The sequence below is a fragment of the Myxococcus sp. MxC21-1 genome, from assembly GCF_032612255.1.
Lineage (GTDB): Bacteria > Myxococcota > Myxococcia > Myxococcales > Myxococcaceae > Myxococcus > Myxococcus virescens.
In genome coordinates, this window is sequence record NZ_CP123278.1 from 3,560,652 (window position 1) to 3,576,833 (window position 16,182).

17 protein-coding genes and 2 pseudogenes are annotated in these 16,182 nt (G+C 68.5%); 8 read left to right on the forward strand and 11 right to left on the reverse strand.

Annotation, left to right across the window (positions count from 1 at the left end; genetic code table 11):
• Position 1: 1 nt before the first annotated feature.
• A pseudogene (locus tag QEG98_RS16430) lies at positions 2-625 on the reverse strand (RDD family protein); the annotation flags it as partial.
• 50 nt (positions 626-675) lie between these two features.
• Between QEG98_RS16430 and QEG98_RS16435 the strand changes: the two are divergent.
• Positions 676-2,037, forward strand: coding sequence for an IS701 family transposase (locus tag QEG98_RS16435; RefSeq protein WP_316563859.1), 1,362 nt, complete (start codon positions 676-678; stop codon positions 2,035-2,037).
• Here QEG98_RS16435 and QEG98_RS16440 read toward each other — a convergent pair.
• Positions 2,037-2,228: pseudogene (locus QEG98_RS16440) on the reverse strand (RDD family protein); the annotation flags it as partial. The gene QEG98_RS16435 and the pseudogene QEG98_RS16440 sit on opposite strands and share 1 nt — an antisense overlap.
• Before the next feature lie 481 nt (positions 2,229-2,709).
• Here QEG98_RS16440 and fruA point away from each other — a divergent pair.
• Complete coding sequence (fruA, locus tag QEG98_RS16445; protein ID WP_011553167.1) at positions 2,710-3,399, forward strand: response regulator transcription factor FruA; 690 nt, start codon at positions 2,710-2,712, stop codon at positions 3,397-3,399.
• Between the two features lie 93 nt (positions 3,400-3,492).
• Here the strand turns inward: fruA and QEG98_RS16450 are convergent, their stop codons facing one another.
• On the reverse strand, positions 3,493-3,708 hold the full coding sequence (locus QEG98_RS16450) for an MbtH family protein (RefSeq protein WP_013939684.1): 216 nt from the start codon (positions 3,706-3,708) through the stop codon (positions 3,493-3,495).
• Positions 3,709-3,819: 111 nt separating this feature from the next.
• On the opposite strand from QEG98_RS16450, the gene QEG98_RS16455 reads away from it, so the two are divergent.
• A complete protein-coding gene (locus QEG98_RS16455; RefSeq protein WP_316567329.1) occupies positions 3,820-4,824 on the forward strand; it encodes a DUF4105 domain-containing protein in 1,005 nt (334 codons plus the stop codon).
• Positions 4,825-4,836: 12 nt separating this feature from the next.
• Here the strand turns inward: QEG98_RS16455 and QEG98_RS16460 are convergent, their stop codons facing one another.
• The 3 genes from QEG98_RS16460 to QEG98_RS16470 all read right to left on the reverse strand — a co-directional run bounded on the left by QEG98_RS16460 (position 4,837) and on the right by QEG98_RS16470 (position 8,073).
• Positions 4,837-5,556: a hypothetical protein gene (locus tag QEG98_RS16460; RefSeq protein ID WP_316567330.1), complete on the reverse strand. Its 720-nt coding sequence runs from the start codon at positions 5,554-5,556 to the stop codon at positions 4,837-4,839.
• Positions 5,557-5,645: 89 nt separating this feature from the next.
• Positions 5,646-6,602, reverse strand: a complete 957-nt coding sequence (locus tag QEG98_RS16465; protein WP_316567331.1) for a 2-dehydropantoate 2-reductase — start codon at positions 6,600-6,602, stop codon at positions 5,646-5,648.
• A 157-nt stretch (positions 6,603-6,759) separates the two neighbouring features.
• Positions 6,760-8,073 carry a styrene monooxygenase/indole monooxygenase family protein gene (locus QEG98_RS16470; protein ID WP_316567332.1) on the reverse strand — a complete coding sequence of 438 codons (1,314 nt, stop codon included), beginning with the start codon at positions 8,071-8,073 and terminating at the stop codon, positions 6,760-6,762.
• A 230-nt stretch (positions 8,074-8,303) separates the two neighbouring features.
• On the opposite strand from QEG98_RS16470, the gene QEG98_RS16475 reads away from it, so the two are divergent.
• The 3 genes from QEG98_RS16475 to QEG98_RS16485 all read left to right on the forward strand — a co-directional run bounded on the left by QEG98_RS16475 (position 8,304) and on the right by QEG98_RS16485 (position 9,227).
• Entirely contained in the window at positions 8,304-8,486 is a 183-nt protein-coding gene (locus QEG98_RS16475) for a hypothetical protein (RefSeq protein WP_316567333.1), read from the forward strand.
• Positions 8,487-8,506: 20 nt separating this feature from the next.
• Complete coding sequence (locus tag QEG98_RS16480; RefSeq protein WP_316567334.1) at positions 8,507-8,635, forward strand: hypothetical protein; 129 nt, start codon at positions 8,507-8,509, stop codon at positions 8,633-8,635.
• Between the two features lie 238 nt (positions 8,636-8,873).
• Complete coding sequence (locus QEG98_RS16485) at positions 8,874-9,227, forward strand: hypothetical protein (protein WP_316567335.1); 354 nt, start codon at positions 8,874-8,876, stop codon at positions 9,225-9,227.
• Between the two features lie 10 nt (positions 9,228-9,237).
• Here the strand turns inward: QEG98_RS16485 and QEG98_RS16490 are convergent, their stop codons facing one another.
• Positions 9,238-10,329, reverse strand: a complete 1,092-nt coding sequence (locus tag QEG98_RS16490) for a D-TA family PLP-dependent enzyme (protein WP_316567336.1) — start codon at positions 10,327-10,329, stop codon at positions 9,238-9,240.
• Positions 10,330-10,459: 130 nt separating this feature from the next.
• Between QEG98_RS16490 and QEG98_RS16495 the strand changes: the two genes are divergently transcribed.
• Positions 10,460-11,557 carry a winged helix DNA-binding domain-containing protein gene (locus QEG98_RS16495; protein WP_316567337.1) on the forward strand — a complete coding sequence of 366 codons (1,098 nt, stop codon included), beginning with the start codon at positions 10,460-10,462 and terminating at the stop codon, positions 11,555-11,557.
• Positions 11,558-11,649: 92 nt separating this feature from the next.
• Here the strand turns inward: QEG98_RS16495 and QEG98_RS16500 are convergent, their stop codons facing one another.
• From QEG98_RS16500 to QEG98_RS41935, 3 genes are all read right to left on the reverse strand, one after another.
• Positions 11,650-12,027, reverse strand: a complete 378-nt coding sequence (locus QEG98_RS16500; RefSeq protein ID WP_316567338.1) for an ArsC/Spx/MgsR family protein — start codon at positions 12,025-12,027, stop codon at positions 11,650-11,652.
• A 125-nt stretch (positions 12,028-12,152) separates the two neighbouring features.
• On the reverse strand, positions 12,153-12,839 hold the full coding sequence (locus QEG98_RS16505; protein WP_316567903.1) for a hypothetical protein: 687 nt from the start codon (positions 12,837-12,839) through the stop codon (positions 12,153-12,155).
• A gap of 95 nt (positions 12,840-12,934) precedes the next feature.
• Positions 12,935-13,099, reverse strand: a complete 165-nt coding sequence (locus QEG98_RS41935; RefSeq protein ID WP_410478027.1) for a PAN domain-containing protein — start codon at positions 13,097-13,099, stop codon at positions 12,935-12,937.
• A 365-nt stretch (positions 13,100-13,464) separates the two neighbouring features.
• On the opposite strand from QEG98_RS41935, the gene QEG98_RS16510 reads away from it, so the two are divergent.
• Positions 13,465-13,827 carry a hypothetical protein gene (locus tag QEG98_RS16510; RefSeq protein WP_316567339.1) on the forward strand — a complete coding sequence of 121 codons (363 nt, stop codon included), beginning with the start codon at positions 13,465-13,467 and terminating at the stop codon, positions 13,825-13,827.
• A gap of 69 nt (positions 13,828-13,896) precedes the next feature.
• Here the strand turns inward: QEG98_RS16510 and QEG98_RS16515 are convergent, their stop codons facing one another.
• Positions 13,897-16,104, reverse strand: a complete 2,208-nt coding sequence (locus tag QEG98_RS16515) for a prolyl oligopeptidase family serine peptidase (RefSeq protein ID WP_316567340.1) — start codon at positions 16,102-16,104, stop codon at positions 13,897-13,899.
• Positions 16,105-16,182: the final 78 nt, after the last annotated feature.

Here is a 16,182-nt window from a genome sequence, read left to right on the forward strand (position 1 = left end):
CTCAGCGCGCTCCCTGGACGCGGGCGCGCAGGAAGGCCTCGGTGCTCTCCGCGGACGCCAGCACCGCCGCGCGTGCTTCCGCGTCGTCAGGCCCCACGCGCTCCACCAGCCGCGCGCCCAGCCGCTGCCGCACCTCCGGCGCCAGCCCCGGCGCGCGCGAGAGGAAGGACAGCACCAGCTCCACGTCCTCCGGAGACAGGGGCCGCGCACCCGTGCCCTGTGGCAAGGGCTCGGACGTGGACGGCGCGGCGGTGTACTTGTCCAGGTCGATGCGCTCCTCGCGCACCAGCAGCGTGCCGGCCAGCAGGTCTCCCAGGCGCCGGTGCTGGCGGGTGAGCAGCATGCTGACACAGGCGGCGGCGTACAGCATGGGCAGGAAGTCCACCGCGCGGCAGAGGTTGCGCACCGCGCTCTCGTAGACACCCACGGGCGAGCCGTCCGTGCGCACCACCCGGATGCCCAGCACGCGCTTGCCCACCGTCTGGCCGTGGAAGAAGACCTCGCTCACCGTCCAGTACAGCCACTGCGTGGCGAAGACGCCCACCACCAGCAGCGTCTGCCCCACGCCCGACAACGCCTGGAAGACGCCGAGCACGTCCGACACCAGCAACGTGAAGACGAAGTAGCACTACCCGGTCAGATGAATCGGGTGCGGACGCCCCGTGTTGACGGAGCATGATGCCCACCCAGTTACACAAGCTTGACCGGGAGCTGAGCGAGTTCCTGGACTCGATGACGGAGGGAATGGGCCGGACCGAGAGACGTCGCGCCCTCGGCGGCTACCTCACGGGACTGCTGCTCGACGGAGAACGCAAGAGCATCGAGCCCATGGCGGCCCGGCTCGTCGCAGCCCCCGAGCAGACAGAAGCCATGCGCCAGCGGCTTCAGCAGTGCGTGTCCGGCGCGGCTTGGGAGGACTCCGAAATGCGACGACGTCTGGCGCGGAAGCTTGAGCGCGAGCTACCGGGCTTGGAGGCCCTCGTCATTGACGACACGGGCTTGCCGAAGAAGGGCGTGCATTCGGTGGGTGTGGCGCGCCAGTACTCGGGCACCCTGGGGCGGACGGAGAACTGCCAGGTGGCCGTCAGCCTGCATGTTGCTGGAGAGAAGGGCAGCGGCTGCATCGCCATGCAGTTGTACCTGCCTGAGGAGTGGACGCGCAGCAGGAAGCGCTGCAAGGCCGCGGGCGTCCCGGCTGGAGTGAAGTTTCAGAAGAAGTGGCAGATAGCGCTGCGCCAATTGGATGACGCCTTGGCGTGGGGCGTACGCCGACACCTCGTGCTGGCCGATGCCGGGTATGGCGATGCACGGGAGTTCCGCGACGGCGTGCGAGAGCGCGGCCTGCACTACCTCATGGGCGTGCAGGGCACGCGCAAGGTGTGGCCGCCCGGCGCCAAGCCGCGCAAGCCCGAGAGGGAGCCGGGGCAGAACGGGCGCCCGCGCACGCGCTACGTGGCCGAGGGCGTGCAGCCCTGGGCCATCGAGGAGTTGGCGCTTCAGCTTCCGAAGGAGGAATTCCAGACAGTCTCTTGGCGCGAGGGCAGTCGGGGCGAGCAGTCCTCCCGGTTCGCCGCAGTGCGCGTGCGGACGGCGGAGCGGCACGTCCAGCGAGCTGCGCCGAGTGAAGAGGTATGGCTGCTCATCGAGTGGCCCCAGGAGGAGAAGGCTCCAACGAAGTACTCGCTCTGCTCGCTGCCCGCGAACACGTCGCTTACGGAGTTGGTGCGCTTGTCCAAGCTGCGCTGGAGAGTGGAGCGCGACTACCAGGAACTCAAAGGCGAGGTGGGGCTTGACCACTTCGAGGGGCGAGGGTGGCGAGGCTTCCACCACCATGCCACCCTCTGCATGGTAGCCCACGGATTCCTCGCGCTCCGCCGGGCGCTTTCCCCCCCGGAGGAGAACACGCTGGACACTGCCCGAGGTGCGCCGCCGCCTTCAGCACCTGCTGCTGCGCCGCATCGGCCACTGCCCTCTGTGCCTGCGTCACATCAACGCCCGTGCACCTCCTCGGGGGCCGTCACGCATGTGACCGGGTAGTAGTAGGCCACCAGCCAGAAGAAGAACAGCAGGCTCGCGTCCACCAGCCACGCGAGGCACCGGTAGCCGATGCCCGCGATGGGAAGCGTGAGCGCCACGCGTTCGGGGGTGGCGACGTCGAGATGGGGAGTCGGAGCGGAGCGCATGCGGGGTCGGCAGCATACACGTCTGCCTTCCTCCCACGCCTCCATGTCGCACCTCCTTTTCTGCTTGGACTTGCGGGATTTTCAGGGCCCAGACGCATGTGTCACGGTTGACAGTCAGCGCCGTGCGGGAGGGGGCTTTCATCGACTTGTGGACGCCCGGGCGTGTCCGGCTCCGGACAGCGATGACGAACCAACGGATGAAACCCCTGTAACGGGCTCTGATTCATGCACACTGGACACTCCCATTGGGGCTGGTTCGCGTCTGCGCTTTCCCGGTGATAGGGTTTCTGCGTTGGACCATGAACCTGGGCCGAAGGAGGTGCGGCCCGCAGGGACGTCAGGAGTAGCTGAAAGTCGAAAACAGTCAGGAGTCGAGTCGTACATCGGTAGGCCGACTCCGGAGTGGCTCAGCGGACGCGCTCGTTCTTCCCTGTCATGCAACCCACTGGCCCTGCTCGTACCGGAGCCGGCTGTGGTCAGTTGTCTGTTCATGCAGTTTTCGCCATGACGGCTGGGGGGCCTTCGCATGGCAACCAATCAAGCAGCGATTCGTGTATCGATTCTGGAAGGACCGTGGGCAGCCTGGCAGGGCCTGGCCGACGGGCTCCGTGGTGAAGGCGTGCAGGTCTCCTCGGTGACGAGGGATGTGCGCCTGTTCCTCGACAGCCTGGGGACGGACCCGCCGCAGGTCGCGGTCATGGACGTGGAGGGTGACAGCGAGGCGGCCGTGGGCTGCTCCGTCACGGAAGGCATCAATCTCCTGCGGGAGGCGCGCAAGCGCCGGCTGGAGGTGCGGATGCTGCTGCTCTCCGCGGTGAGCACACCGGAAATCATCTCGCAGTGCTTCGACGAGGGTGCCTCCGGCTACCTGTTCCGCGCAGGGCTGGGCACGACGGCGGTGGCATCCGCCATCAACTCCCTGGTTCGAGGCGAGCGGCTGTTCCCGGTGCAGCTCCTGAGGAACGACTTCGAACATCCACCAGTGACGTCACCCACCGCGAGCGTGCTGCTGGCGCTCACGCAGCGCGAGCGCGAGGTGCTGGCGTATGTCGCGGGCGGCGCGGACAACCTGAAGATTGCCGCGCACCTGCAAATCGCCGAGCGCACCGTGAAGTCCCACGTCACGCAACTCTACCGGAAGCTGGGCGCGGAGAACCGCACGCAGCTGGCGCTGAGGGCGTGCCACCTGGGCGTCCGGCCGCCGCCGGACCTCTAGGCGTCGCTGTCGTTCCGCTCATGCAGCACGCCCCCCGGACCCTGGCGCCGTTGCCTGGGGTCGCGAGGGGCGTGCGCACGGACGGTGCCGTGACTACGACTTCAGCTCTTCCATCTTCTTGCGGAGGCTCAGCGGACGCATGTCCGTCCAGACCTCCTTGATGTACTCCAGGCACTCGGCCTTGAGCCCCTGCTTGCCTGCATCCTTCCAGCCGAGCGCGTTCTCGCGGTCGGCCGGCCAGATGGAGTACTGCTCCTCGTGGTTCACCACGACCTTGTAGACGGTCGTGTCCTCTCGCTCATCCGCCATTGATGTCTCTCCTGGAACGGGGCGTATTCTGGCCACAATCCAGGAAAAGGGGTCAAGACACGGAAGGCGTGGGTGCGGTCGGCGTCTGAAGCCCGCATATACTCGCCGGCCATGCAAAGTGTCTTCCGCGTCATCACCGCGCTGCTCCTCGCGCTGGGCGTCACCTGGGCCGCGCTGGCCCTGGCGTTGACGGGGGCGGGCCCCGAGGGCGCGCACGGACTGCGGGCGTTGGGGGCCGGGCTGCTCGCGGTGGGCGCGGTGGTCGCCTGGCGGCGTCACTCACAAGGGGCGGCCCTGTCCGTCATTGGCGTTGGGTGTGTGGCCATCTGGGGGTGGACCCAGACGGTACGGCCCGCGACGCAGGCGGACTGGGCGCCGGACCTGGCGCGCTCCGCCCGGGCGGTGGTGGAGGGCTCCCGTGTGACGTTGCATGACGTGCGTGACTTCCGCTACCGCACCACGTCGGACTGGGATGCGTCGTGGTACTCGGCCACGTACGACACGCGTGAGCTCACGGGCGCGTGGTTCATCGTGGAGCCCTTCTCCGGCGTCTGGGGCGCGGCCCACACCATGGTGAGCTTCGGCTTCGCGGATGGGCGCTACCTCGTCTTCTCCGTGGAGGTCCGCCGCGAGAAGGGGGAGACCTTCTCCGCGCTGGGCGGCCTGTTCCGCCAGTTCGAGCTCACCTACGTGGTAGGGGACGAGCGGGACCTGGTGCAGCTGCGCTCCAACCACCGCAAGGATGACGTCTACCTCTACCCGGTGGATGCGTCGAAGGAGCGCATCACCAGCTTCTTCCTCGACATGGTGGCGCGGATGAACGCGCTGCACGAGAAGCCGGAGTTCTACGACACGCTCACCAACAACTGCACGACCAACCTGGTGCGGCACTTGGAGAAGGTGAGCCAGAGCCGGGTGCCCTACGACCACCGGACCTTGCTGCCGGCGTTCTCGGACGCCCTGGCGTATGAGCTGGAGCTCATCGACCGGGACGCGCCGCTGGAGCAGGTGCGCCAGCGCTACCACATCAACGCGCGCGCGCAGGCGGCGGATGGGCGCCCGGACTTCTCACGGCGCATCCGCGAGCCGCTGGCCGCCGCTGACACCGCGCCGTGACACGCCAGCCCCTTACGGGGCGTGGCGCGCCTTCAGGTGCGTGTCGTAGTGCTGTTGCAGCGCAGCGAAGTAACCGCGCTCCTCCCAGAGTGCGGCGATGAGGCGCTCCGTCAAGGTCTTCACCTCGGCGCTCTCGCCCGGCTCGGGCGTACGGGGGCCAAGGGCGTCGGAGCTGAAGAAGGCGCGAGTGGCCTCGGCCATGAGCAGGCGGCTGCCGACGAAGAGCCGGCGCAGGGCCTGATTGACGGGGCGCGGGTCCAACTCCGCGCAGGCGGCGACGATGGCGTCGTGAATCTTCCCGGGCAGCGGGCCCTCCAGGTCCTCGGGTCTCAGGTCGCCACGGTCCAGGGCATGGTTGAGCAGGTAGCCGTGATGCAGCGCTGATGACGCCACATCCACGCAGTCCTTCACCCACAAGACGAAGAAGATCTTGCGGAACAGCTTGCGCACCGGGAAGAGCGCCAGTCCCTTCATGTAGCTCATCAGTCGGCCGCCCGCCGTTCGGCCAACGTGTGAGCCGGCGAGGACCTCCACCGCCCGGGCCGGCCTGGGAAGGCTGTGTTCGGAGAGGATGGTGAGGACCATGCTCTCGCGGGCCTGCCGGAGCGCGTAGTCGTCCAGGAAGGGGACGGGGATGAGCGGCGTCAGGCCGGACACGACGGCGAGAAAGGCCACGCGGCCCAAGACGGGGGGCAGCTCGTTCTCGGAAGGGCGGGGCTTCGGCTCGGTCATATGACGTTCATATGCCCATCGGGCCCGGCGATTGCGCGGGCCCTGAAGGCGGGGAGGGTGTTGGCTGGCCTCCAGCCGGGCGCCGGGGCTCAGGCCTTTCGTTCCCCCTGGGCGTGGGGCAGCAGCAGGACATAGAGGGTGCTCATCACCGGTGTGGGGACGCCCCGCGCGCGGCCCCGGCGCACCACCGAGCCCTGGAGGTATTCGACCTCCAGCGGCTTGCCGTTCTCCAGGTCGCCCAGCATGGATGGGCGCATGTGGGCGGGCAGCCCGTCCATGTACTGCACCAGGGCGTCCGGCGTGCGCGTGGTGGTGATGCCCTCCGCGGCGGCGACGCTGAGCACCTCGGCGGAGGCCTGCCGGAACACCTCGCGGAAGGCCGGATTGTCCCGGAGGGCGCCCACGGGCAGCCGGGACGCGGTGCAGAACGCGGAGATGCAGGCGAGGAAGGACAGCTTGTCCCAGAGCGCTCCGCGCGCATCCGCCACGGCCTCCACGGTGATGCCCGCACCGGCCAGCGCGTCCCGCAGGGACTGCGCACGGTCCGAGATGCGCGAGGTGTCACCGAACACTTCTCCGAGCACGATGCGGTGGTTCGTTCCGGTCTGGGTGATGACGCCGGGCTCGCTGATGGCGGTGGAGATGTACGTGGTGCCACCCAGGACGGCGGCCTCGCCCACGGCGGCGGCCACTTCGGAGGGGATGTCCACGCCGTTCTGCAAGGTGAGCACGAAGGGCGGCGTTTCGCCTGGCGCCGGTGCGCCTCGCGCGGAGAGCAACGTCTTCACCGCGGGGAGCACGGAAGCGACGTCGTAGTTCTTCACCGCGAGGACCACGACGTCCACGGGGCCGAAGCGCTGGACGTCATCGTCGGCCTTGACCGCGACGGTGAAGTCTCCTTCGGCGCCGCGGATGGTGAGCCCGTGTTCCCGCATGGCGCGGAGGTGCGCTCCGCGCGCGAGGAACGTCACGTCATGCCCGGCGCGGACCAGCTTCGCGCCGAAGAAACCACCGACGCCTCCAGAGCCCAAGATGGCGAATCGCATGGCGCGGAAGATAACCGCACGTCCCCAGCGGAGCAGGGTTGAATCACGCGCTCGCACTCCGCGCATCCGCGAGCGAGGCCGCTGTGTTGGAGCACAGCCGCACGAGGCGGCCTGTCTGCGCCGCCTCGTCGCGAAGACTTCAAGGGTCCTCAGCGGGTCAGCGACACAGTGACCTTGGGCTCCTCGGGAGGCAGGTGCCACGCCAGGGGCTGGGAGGCGGCGCGGCCTCGCGGACCATGGGGCGGTGCCGCGCGATGAACGCAGCGGTGCTCTCCGGGCTGGCACATGCGGAGAGGATGAGCTCGGGCGTCACGAAGGCGGTGGCGACGGCATCCGCGACCCGCGCGTCCTTGCTGCCAGCGGCCAGCAAGTCAATCACGTGCGGAGGCGGCGGCTGGAGCAGGGCGTTGGTCCAGTGCGTCGCCGGCGCGGTGGCGGCCCACGAGCCCGCTTCGGCCTCCCGACAGAAGACCTCGTCGAAGGGACGGTTGTCCGCCAGCGCGGTGACGATGTGCTCCGCCAACGCGAAGGCGGAAGCGGACGCTGCGTTGGCCCCCTGGCCCGCGACGGGGTCGTTCGTCACGTGCGTGTCGCCCACTGCCAGCGCGAAGCGGCCGTTGGAGAGGGGCGCCCAGCCCTGGCGCACCGTCGGCGTGAAGGAACCCTGGAGGTAGTCCATGGGACCTCGCACGCCGAAGCTCGCTGGATCCACGCGCTCGTAGGTGGTGGGCGCGAAGCGCCGCAGGAAGTCCATCAGCATCGCCTCAAAGGCGCGCGGGTCTTCGTCGTAGCGCTGCGTGCTGAGCCGCGACAGCTCACTGCCGGGAAGGGCTTCGATGAGCACGCTGGGGACCCGGCCGTTCTCGGTGACGACTTGGGACTCGAAGATCTCGCCCTGGCCCGGAATCAGGTTGGCATTCATCCCAATGGGCTCTTGCATGCGCACGCCCTTGAGCAGCGCGGCGAAGAGCATGCGCGGCGGCTGCGTGTGCGGCGACAGCGCGGGCATGCGAGGGAACAGGCGTGTCAGGCCATTGCGGCCGGTGGCGACCACCATCAGCGCGTGCTGCTGGGCCAGGCGTTCCAGCACGTCGAGGTCCACGGGAAGGACCTCCAGCTTGCCGCCGCGCGCGACGAAGTCCTCCGCGAGACGCGGCTGGTACTGCCGGTAGTCCACGAAGATGGAGGGGGAATCCACGCGGCCCCGAAGGCTGAACGGGTGAGGGCCGCCGTTCACATGGATGCCGATATGGAACATGTCAGCGTTGGGGCCGCTCCAGTGGTCCACGCCCAGGATGCGCTCGCGCATGCGCGTGGGGGCATGGTGCGCCACCGTGTTGAGCAGACGGGAAACCCGTAGCTTGCTCGGCTCCTGCTCCGTGTAGATCGTCACGGGCACACCGTGGGACAGCAGCTTCAGACCCAGGTGAAGTCCCGCGGTGCCGGCGCCAACAATTGCAATGCGCTCCATATGACTCTCCTCCGTGCCCCGTGCCGTCATGGCTGTGTCGGGATGGACCCCCCAAGGGCCAGGGGCGTTCCTTAACACAACACAAACGGAGATCTTCAGACAGGACGTACTTGATAGCCGAGAAAAAGAGAGGCGCATTGCGTCATGCACTGATGGGCAGACGTGGACGTCGGGTTGGGAACAGCAGGCGCAAGGCTTTACAGTGGGGCGCAATGGCCCAGTTCCTCGACGTGGCGTTGAAGGTAGGAGACCTCACCGAGTTCACCGCGGACGCGGTGCTGTTCAAATACGCACAAAGTCTCTATGGCGCGACAGGTCAAGCCGCGCGGCGCCTGGAGCTGGCGGGCGTTCCCCTGGCGCAGCTCGAGCTCGCGCCGGGCGCGACGCGCCTCGTGGAGACGCGGGGGCGCTGACCGCGCCACGGGCGCTCATCGTGGGCACCGTTCGCCTGGGGGAGTTCGGCTACCACGAGATTCGCCAGTTCGCGGTGCGCGCGCTGGCGGCCCTGGAGAACCACTCGGGCCTCGCGCATGTCGCGGGCACCGTTCATGGCCCCAACTGAAGCCTTCCAACGTGGCTCCGGCCCCCAATCCCTGACGCGCTTCACGGTGGTGGAGCGGAACGCGAGCCGGGCGCAAAGACTGGCAAAGGCCTTCGCGCGCGGCTTGAGCGCAACGCCTGGCGTGGAGCCGCTTCCGGACGGTGGCTTCCGTGTTCGGCGGATGTCAGCCGTGACGCAGGCTCCACCGCTGGCGACGGCGGGTACCGTGTCCATGGCAAAGCCTCACGCCTTCGTGGCCATGCCTTTCGCACCCGAGCTGGAGGACACCTATCACTACGGCATCCAGGGCCCGGTGAAGGCCGCGGGCATGTTGTGCGAGCGCGTGGACCAGGAGCTGTTCGACGGCCCCATCATCCAGCGCATCCGTGAGCGCATCGAGACGGCGAAGGTGGTGATTGCCGACCTGTCCCTGGCGAATCCAAACGTGTACCTGGAGGTCGGCTACGCATGGGGCCGAGGCCGGCCCACGCTGCTGCTGGTGCGTGACGTGAAGGAACTCCGCTTCGACGTCGCGTCCTATCGCTGCATCGTCTATCGCAACATTCGCGAGATGGAGCAGTCGCTGACGAAGGAACTCCAGCGCATGGACTGAGTGGCGCGTGTCACCAGCCGCGTGCGGTGATGGCGTGCGTGCCGGCCCAGGTACCCTGACGCAGCAGGTGCAACCGGTCGTGCAGGTTGACGGAGGCGCAGGCGTGGTTGGGCACCACGCGCACGCGGTCGCCCACACGGGGCCGCCAGTCGGTGCGGGAGAGGTCCAGCAGGCCGTGCTCCTCGGACAGGCCGCGCACCAGGACGTCCGGCATGTCGAGCAGGGCGCCGTACCCGCCTGCGTCCGTGAAGCCTTCCTCCTTGGCCAGGGCCTTGGAACCCGCGTCGATGACGGCCTGTCCCGGCACCGTGGTGCTCACCACCGTGGCCAGCACGGAGTACGCGCATTCGTCCCATGCGCACGCGCCCACCGTCGCGGAGTTGCGGTCGTTGAAGATGTTGATGCCCGGGCGAATCTCCGTGAGCCCGGCGACCTCGTGCGAACGCCACAGCGTCGGCGTGGAGCCGCCGCTCACGGTTTCGGGCCGCAGTCCCGAGTCCGTCAGGGCCTCGATGAAGGCCGCCAGCCGCTCGGACTGTGCGCGCATCGCAGAGCCCAGCTTCTCCTGGGGAAGGCGCAGGTGTCCGGCGTAGAAGGTGATGCCCCGGTACTCCAGGCCACTGCCGAACGCCACGTTACCGGCCAGGGCGATGGCGTCCCCGGTGGACTGGAGGCCCACGCGCCGCATGCCCAGGTCCAGCTCCACCAACACGCCCACCGTACGGCCCGCCCTCCGGGCCGCGCGGCTCAGCATCTCCAGCGCCTCGCCCGAGTCCAGGGCCACGGTGAGCCGGACGTGGGGTGGTAGCGCCATGAGGCGGGCGAGCCTGTCGTCGCCCACGGGAGGATAGGCGAGCAGGATGTCGTCGCAGACGGTGGCCATGACCTCCGCCTCGCGGACGGTGGCCACGGTGACGCCCTGGGCTCCGGCGGCGAGCTGGAGCGCGGCGAACTCCGGTGTCTTGTGCGTCTTCGTGTGGGGCCGCCACCGCAGGCCGTGCTGGCGGGTGTACATGGCCACGCGCTTCAGGTTGGCGTCCACACGGTCCAGGTCCACGAGGGCGGCGGGTGTCGTCATCATGTCGAGCCAGTCCACATTCATGCCGTGCAATGTGGCACTCCGGTGTGCCGGGCTCCAGGAGTACCGGGCATGTTCGCCCTTCGTTCGTGAAGTGCTACACCTCCGCGACTCGCACCACGACCCGCCAGGTGCACCCCGCGAGCGAGGCCACATGCCAGATACTCCGTTGACCCTCAGGGCCCTCAACCGCGCGACCTTGGCGCGGCAGATGTTGCTGGCGCGTGAGCAGACGTCCGTGCTCGGCGCGGTGGAGAAGCTCCTGGCGCTTCAGGCCCAACAGGCGAAGCCGCCGTTCATCGGCCTGTGGTCGCGTGTCGCGGGCTTCGAGCGACACGCGCTCCAGGTGCTGCTCCAGCGCAAGGAGGTGGTCCGCGCCACGTTGATGCGCGGCACGTTGCACCTGGCGAGCGCGGAGGACTACCGGCACCTGCGAGCCAGCTTCACACCGCTGCTCGAAGCCTCTGTGGCGTCGGTGCTGCGCGAGCGCGCGAAGGGGCTGGACGTCGCGCCGCTCGTCAAGGAAGCGCGCGCCTTCTTCGATGAAGCGCCGCGCACCTTCGAGGCGCTGCGCGACCACCTGGTGGCCCGGCATCCCCAGAACGACGAACGCGCCATGGGCTTCGCGGTGCGGATGTTCCTACCCCTCATCCAGGTCCCCACGGAGACGGAGTGGGGCTACCCCGGCACCACGGACTTCGCGGTCGCGGAGTCCTGGCTGGGCGCACCGCTGCGCGCCGAAGCGGACCTTCCCACGCTGGTGCAGCGCTACCTCGCGGCCTTCGGTCCCGCATCGGTGACGGATGCCCAGACCTGGTCCGGCCTCAAGGGCCTGAAGTCCACCTTCGAGGCGCTTCGGCCTTCGCTGCGCACGTTCCGGGACGAGAAGGGGCGGGAGCTGTTCGACCTGCCCAAGGCACCCCGGCCGGACGAGGACACGGCCGCACCCGCGCGCTTCCTCCCGGAGTTCGACAGCCTGGTGCTCGGCCATGAGGACCGGGCGCGGCTGGTGGATGACGCGTACCGCTCCAAGCTCATCACCAAGAATCTGCGAGTCCCCGCCACCTTCCTCGTGGACGGCTTCATCGCCGGGACGTGGACGGTGGAGCGCAAGCGCGCGGCGGCTACGCTCGTCGTCGAGCCCTTTGCGCCCATCAAGAAGAAGGACCGTGACGCCCTGGTGAAGGAGGGCGAGGCGCTCCTGCGTTTCATGGAGCCCGAAGCCCGCACGTTCGAGGTCCGCGGGCACTGACAGCGCTCGGCGAAAGTGCGGAAGTCTTCGCCAGGCGGGCACGATGTCGGCCTCCGGAAACGGACGAAGCTCACGCGGCCTGAAGCCCCCGCTCAGGTGCCCGAGCCGCGCTCCGCGGCGAGCACCCTCTCCAGCGCCTCCGGGCTCCGCCCCACCACAGTCGTCCCGTCGCTGGCGGTAACGATGGGTCGCTGAATCAGCTCTGGGTGCTGGACCATGGCTGCAATCCAGTCGGCACGGTGTGTCGCGTCTCTGGGCAGCATCTCCAGCGCGGCCTCGGTCGCCGCGGCCTCACCCATGCGCACCAGCTCCCAGGGCTCCAGCCCGAGCCTCCCGAGTACGGCCTCCAGCTCCGCAGCGGTGGGGGGCGACTCCAGGTAGTGGCGGACGACGTAGGCTGTACCGGACGCATCCAGCGCGGCCATCGCGGCGCGGCACTTTGAACAGGCAGGGTTGATCCAGAGCTCCATCCGGTCAGTCTCGCATGCTCCGGCGCCGCCCGTCCGCACTCTTGCTGGGCTGTCGGTGCTGCGGCAGGCAGAAGCGAGGAGCGCCCCCGCTTCGCCTGCCCGTGGAGGTGCCCACGCGCCCCGCATCACCCCGCGGGCGGCGGGCCCACGCACTTGCCGCTGACCTTGTTCCCCCAGCCGGTGGTGCTCGCCTCGCCCTCGTAGGTGCTCCCATCCCCTCTCAGCTCGAGATGGACGGTGCCGGACGTGCCCTCACGACTGACCCAGGTTCCATCGAAGGCCTGGCCCGTGACCTTGCCGTTGATGGCGCCGGGCGATGTCGTTCCGGTATAGGTGCCACTGGCGCTCTCGCCAACCTGGACCAATTGCATGGTCCCGAAGATGTTGTCCGACCAGGTGCCGGAGAATTTCCAGCAGCCGGCAGGGGTGGGGGCCCCCGGCGTCGGGCCTCCCGGGGCAGAAGCGGGTGCACAGGCCGCCCCGACCGCCTCTTCAAAGGCGGCGAAATCACGTCCGCCGATTGGCTGGCTCCAGTCAGGGGGCCGGATGGCCCGAACCCCCGGACGTTTGACATATTGGTAGATGTAGAACTGGCCGCCGTTCTCACCCGGGCCATTGCAGTTGATGATGCTGACGACCGACTCCTCGACGAGGAGTTTTCCCGTCGCATCGCGCGACTCGGGCTGGCGAAACTGCTGAATGACCTCGGCGGCATTCGCGCTTCCTCCGAAGAGGACCAGCGACGACAGCAAGGCCCGCACGCTGAGGAACTCCAGGTGGGGGCGCGCCGCTTTGGACTGATTCGAATTCATTCTCGGCTCTCCAGGGGTGGTGCGGCGTCGATTGGCCGCACGCCGCCGGAGTTTGTGTACGTCGCGCCTGCGACGGAAGGCACGGCGCTCTTGAGCTAGCAGCGGGACGCCGGGCCCTGTACTCCAGACCGCTGGTGGGGCCAGGCATGGCAGCGCGCGTCCTGCTGACACGCGGCCGCACACGCAGGGGCGTTCTGCGTTGAGGCCTTGAGGAAGCGCTCGCCTGGCACGCAGGCTTCACGTGGCTCGCGTGAACACATGCCTTTGGCTCACCTGATAGACCCGCGTGCGGATGAGCTCGCGGAGAGAGCGCGGCGCGGCCATTCAGCGAAGGACCGAGACCGGAGACGTCTTGTCCGTCGAGATGAGGGCGATGCCGGCCCAAGCGGCCCATCCAGGCGGCAGGCCGCAGGGGCGTGGGCTTCCAGGTAACTCCACGGGTTCAAATCCTGTCTCCCCTGCCATGAATGGCCCAGGACTCATGTCGCGACCGGGCGCCGAGTCCAAGGAGTGGCGGGGGCGCTACCGCTGGGGCGTGGTGCGCCATCTCTGCAGTGCACCGTGCTTTTCCGCTTTTCCTCGGGCTAGGCTGCCCATGCAGCTTGCTCAGGAAAGGTGGTTTCGCATGCGTGGTTCACTGAAGCGGTTCGCGCTTCACGGTGCCGTGTTGCTGGCCGTCGCAGGGCTCACGGGCTGTGGCGTGGTGGACGAAGAAGGCGCGGCGTCCGACAGCGTGAGCGAAGAGGCGGCGCTCAATACGGGGTGCTGCACGGCGCTAACGGGGACGACCCAGGCTTTCTGTGACTCGATTCCCCAGACGCCGGGGCGCTGTAACGAAGTCAACCAGGGCAGCTCCTGCATCTGGACGTGCACGGGCTGCTGCCAGGCGCTTCCGGGGACGGCGCAGAGCTTCTGCGACTCGATTCCCCAGACGGAAGGGCGCTGCAACGAGGTGTGGGGCGGCACGGCCTGTACCTGGACCTGCTGATTCGCCGCGCAGCACCACATCCACCGCCGCGCCAGTGTCCGGGCGGCGGTGGATGCAGGCCTCACGCGGCTACTGCGGCTTGGGCGCCGCGACCTTCTTCGCCGGGGGCTGGTACTTCATGCCCAGGGCGTTGAACACGAACGAGTACACGTCCACTTCCTCCTCGATGCGCGCGTTCAGCGGCGTGCCGGCGCCGTGGCCCGTCTCCGCGTTGGCGCGCAGCAGGATGGGGTTCTTCGCCTTGGTGGCCTCCTGCATCCGGGCCACCATCTTCCGCGAGTGGAACGGGTCCACGCGCGGATCGTTCGCGCCGGACGTGAAGAGCACGGAGGGGTAGGCCGTGCCGTCCTTCACGTTGTGGAGCGGCGAGTACGCGTGCAGCGCCTTGAACTGCTCCGGGTTCTTCACGGTGCCGTACTCGGTGATGTTGAACTGCCCGTTGGGCGTCAGCTCCACCCGGAGCATGTCGTAGATGCCCACGCGCGCCACGACGGCGCCGTACATCTCCGGGTGCTGGGTGACGGCCGCGCCCATCAGGAGGCCGCCGTTGCTGCCACCCTGGATGGCCAGCTTCTTCGGCTGCGTGTACTTCTGGTCCACCAGCAGCTTCGCGACGGCGTAGAAGTCGTCGAAGACGTTCTGCTTGTTCGTGAGCGAGCCCTCGGCGTGCCACTTCTCACCGAACTCCGAGCCGCCGCGCAGGTTGGCCACCGCGAACACGCCGCCCTGTTCCAGCCAGAAACCGGCCAGCGTGTTGTAGCTCGGGCTGATGGAGATGTTGAAGCCGCCGTAGCCCGTCAGCAGCGCCGGGTTGTTGCCGTTGAGCCTGGTGCCCTTCTTCTTGAGGATGCTGACGGGAACCTTGGTGCCGTCCTTGGACGTGGCGAACGCGCGCACCACCTCCACGTCGCTCAGGTCCAGCGGCGACGTGCGGGCCAGCGCCGTCTTCTTCACCGTGTTGTCCTTCGCCGAGTACCGGTACCAGGCCATCGGCTGGGTGAAGCTGGTGTTGATGAAGAGCACGTCGTCATCGCCCTGGCTCACGAGCCCGCCCACGGAGGACACGGGCAGGGTGGGCACCATCCCCAGCGCCTTGCCCTTCAGGTCCACCATGCGCAGCTGCGAAGGCCCGCCGAGCTGCTCGCTCACGTAGAGCCGCGACTTCGTGGGGAAGAAGCCCTGGATGCTGGCCTCGCCCTCCGGCACCACCACCGTGGCCTTGTCCAGCGTGGGCGTGGCCAGCGGCAGCCGCAGCACCTTGCCGCGCGGCGCATCCTTGCGGCTGAGCAGGTACAGGGCGCCGTCGTGGCCGAAGCGCGCGCGGATGACCTTGTCCTCGAACTTCGACACCTGCGCCCACTTCCCGGCGGCGTCGCGCAGGTACAGCATGTACTCGCCGCCGTCGCCGTTGGCCACGACGGCGGAGATGTGCTGGCCGTCGTGAGACGTGTCCAGCTCCGTCATCGCGATGCGCGGGAAGTCCTTGCCCAGCACATACGTGTCCTTCTCCGTGGGCGTGCCGAGCTGGTGGAAGTAGACCTGCTGGAAGAAGTCGCGGTCCACCTCGGGACGCTCATCGCCGCGCGGGTAGCGCGTGTAGAAGTAGCCCTTGCCGTCCGCCGTCCACGTCAGGCTGCCACCCGCGGTGCCGCCATTCACGCGGGGCACGGTCTCATTCGGCAGCGGCTTGCCGGTGGCCACGTCATAGACGGTGACGTCGCCGCTCTCGGTGCCGTTCTTCGACATCGACACGGCGACCTTCTTGCCGTCCAGCGTGGGGACGTACCAGTCGATGGTGGTGTGGCCCGAGGGGTCCACCACCATGGGGTCCACCAGCACGCGCTCCTTGGACGTGTCATCCACCGAGCCGAGCACGACCAGGAAGGCCTGCTGCTTGGGCGGCTGGGCCTTCATGGCGAACAACGTGCCGCCGGCCTCGTGCAGCCCGCCGTAGCCAGGGGACTTCCAGCTCAGCAGCTCGGAGACGCGCTGGCGGATGGCCTCGCGTCCGGGCAGCTTGTCCAGGAGGGCGCGGGTGTACGCGTTCTGCGCGTCGTTCCACTGCTTCACCTGCGCGTCGGACGAGTCCTCCAGCCACTGGTATGGGTCCTTCACCGCCGTGCCGTGGTAGGTGTCCACCGTCTCCTTCTTCGGCGACGCGGGCGCCTTGGTGGCGGCCTTGCGGGGCGCCGTCGCGGCCGGCGCGGGGGCGGGAGCGGCTGGCGCAGCCAGCGGCAGGGTCAGCACCGCCGCCGTCAATGCGGTCTTCAGCTTCACGGTTCACCTCGGGGTTGGAAAACGCGCACGCAGCCTGCCACGTCCCTTGGGACGGGAAACGGCTTCGTTGCGTTGGGA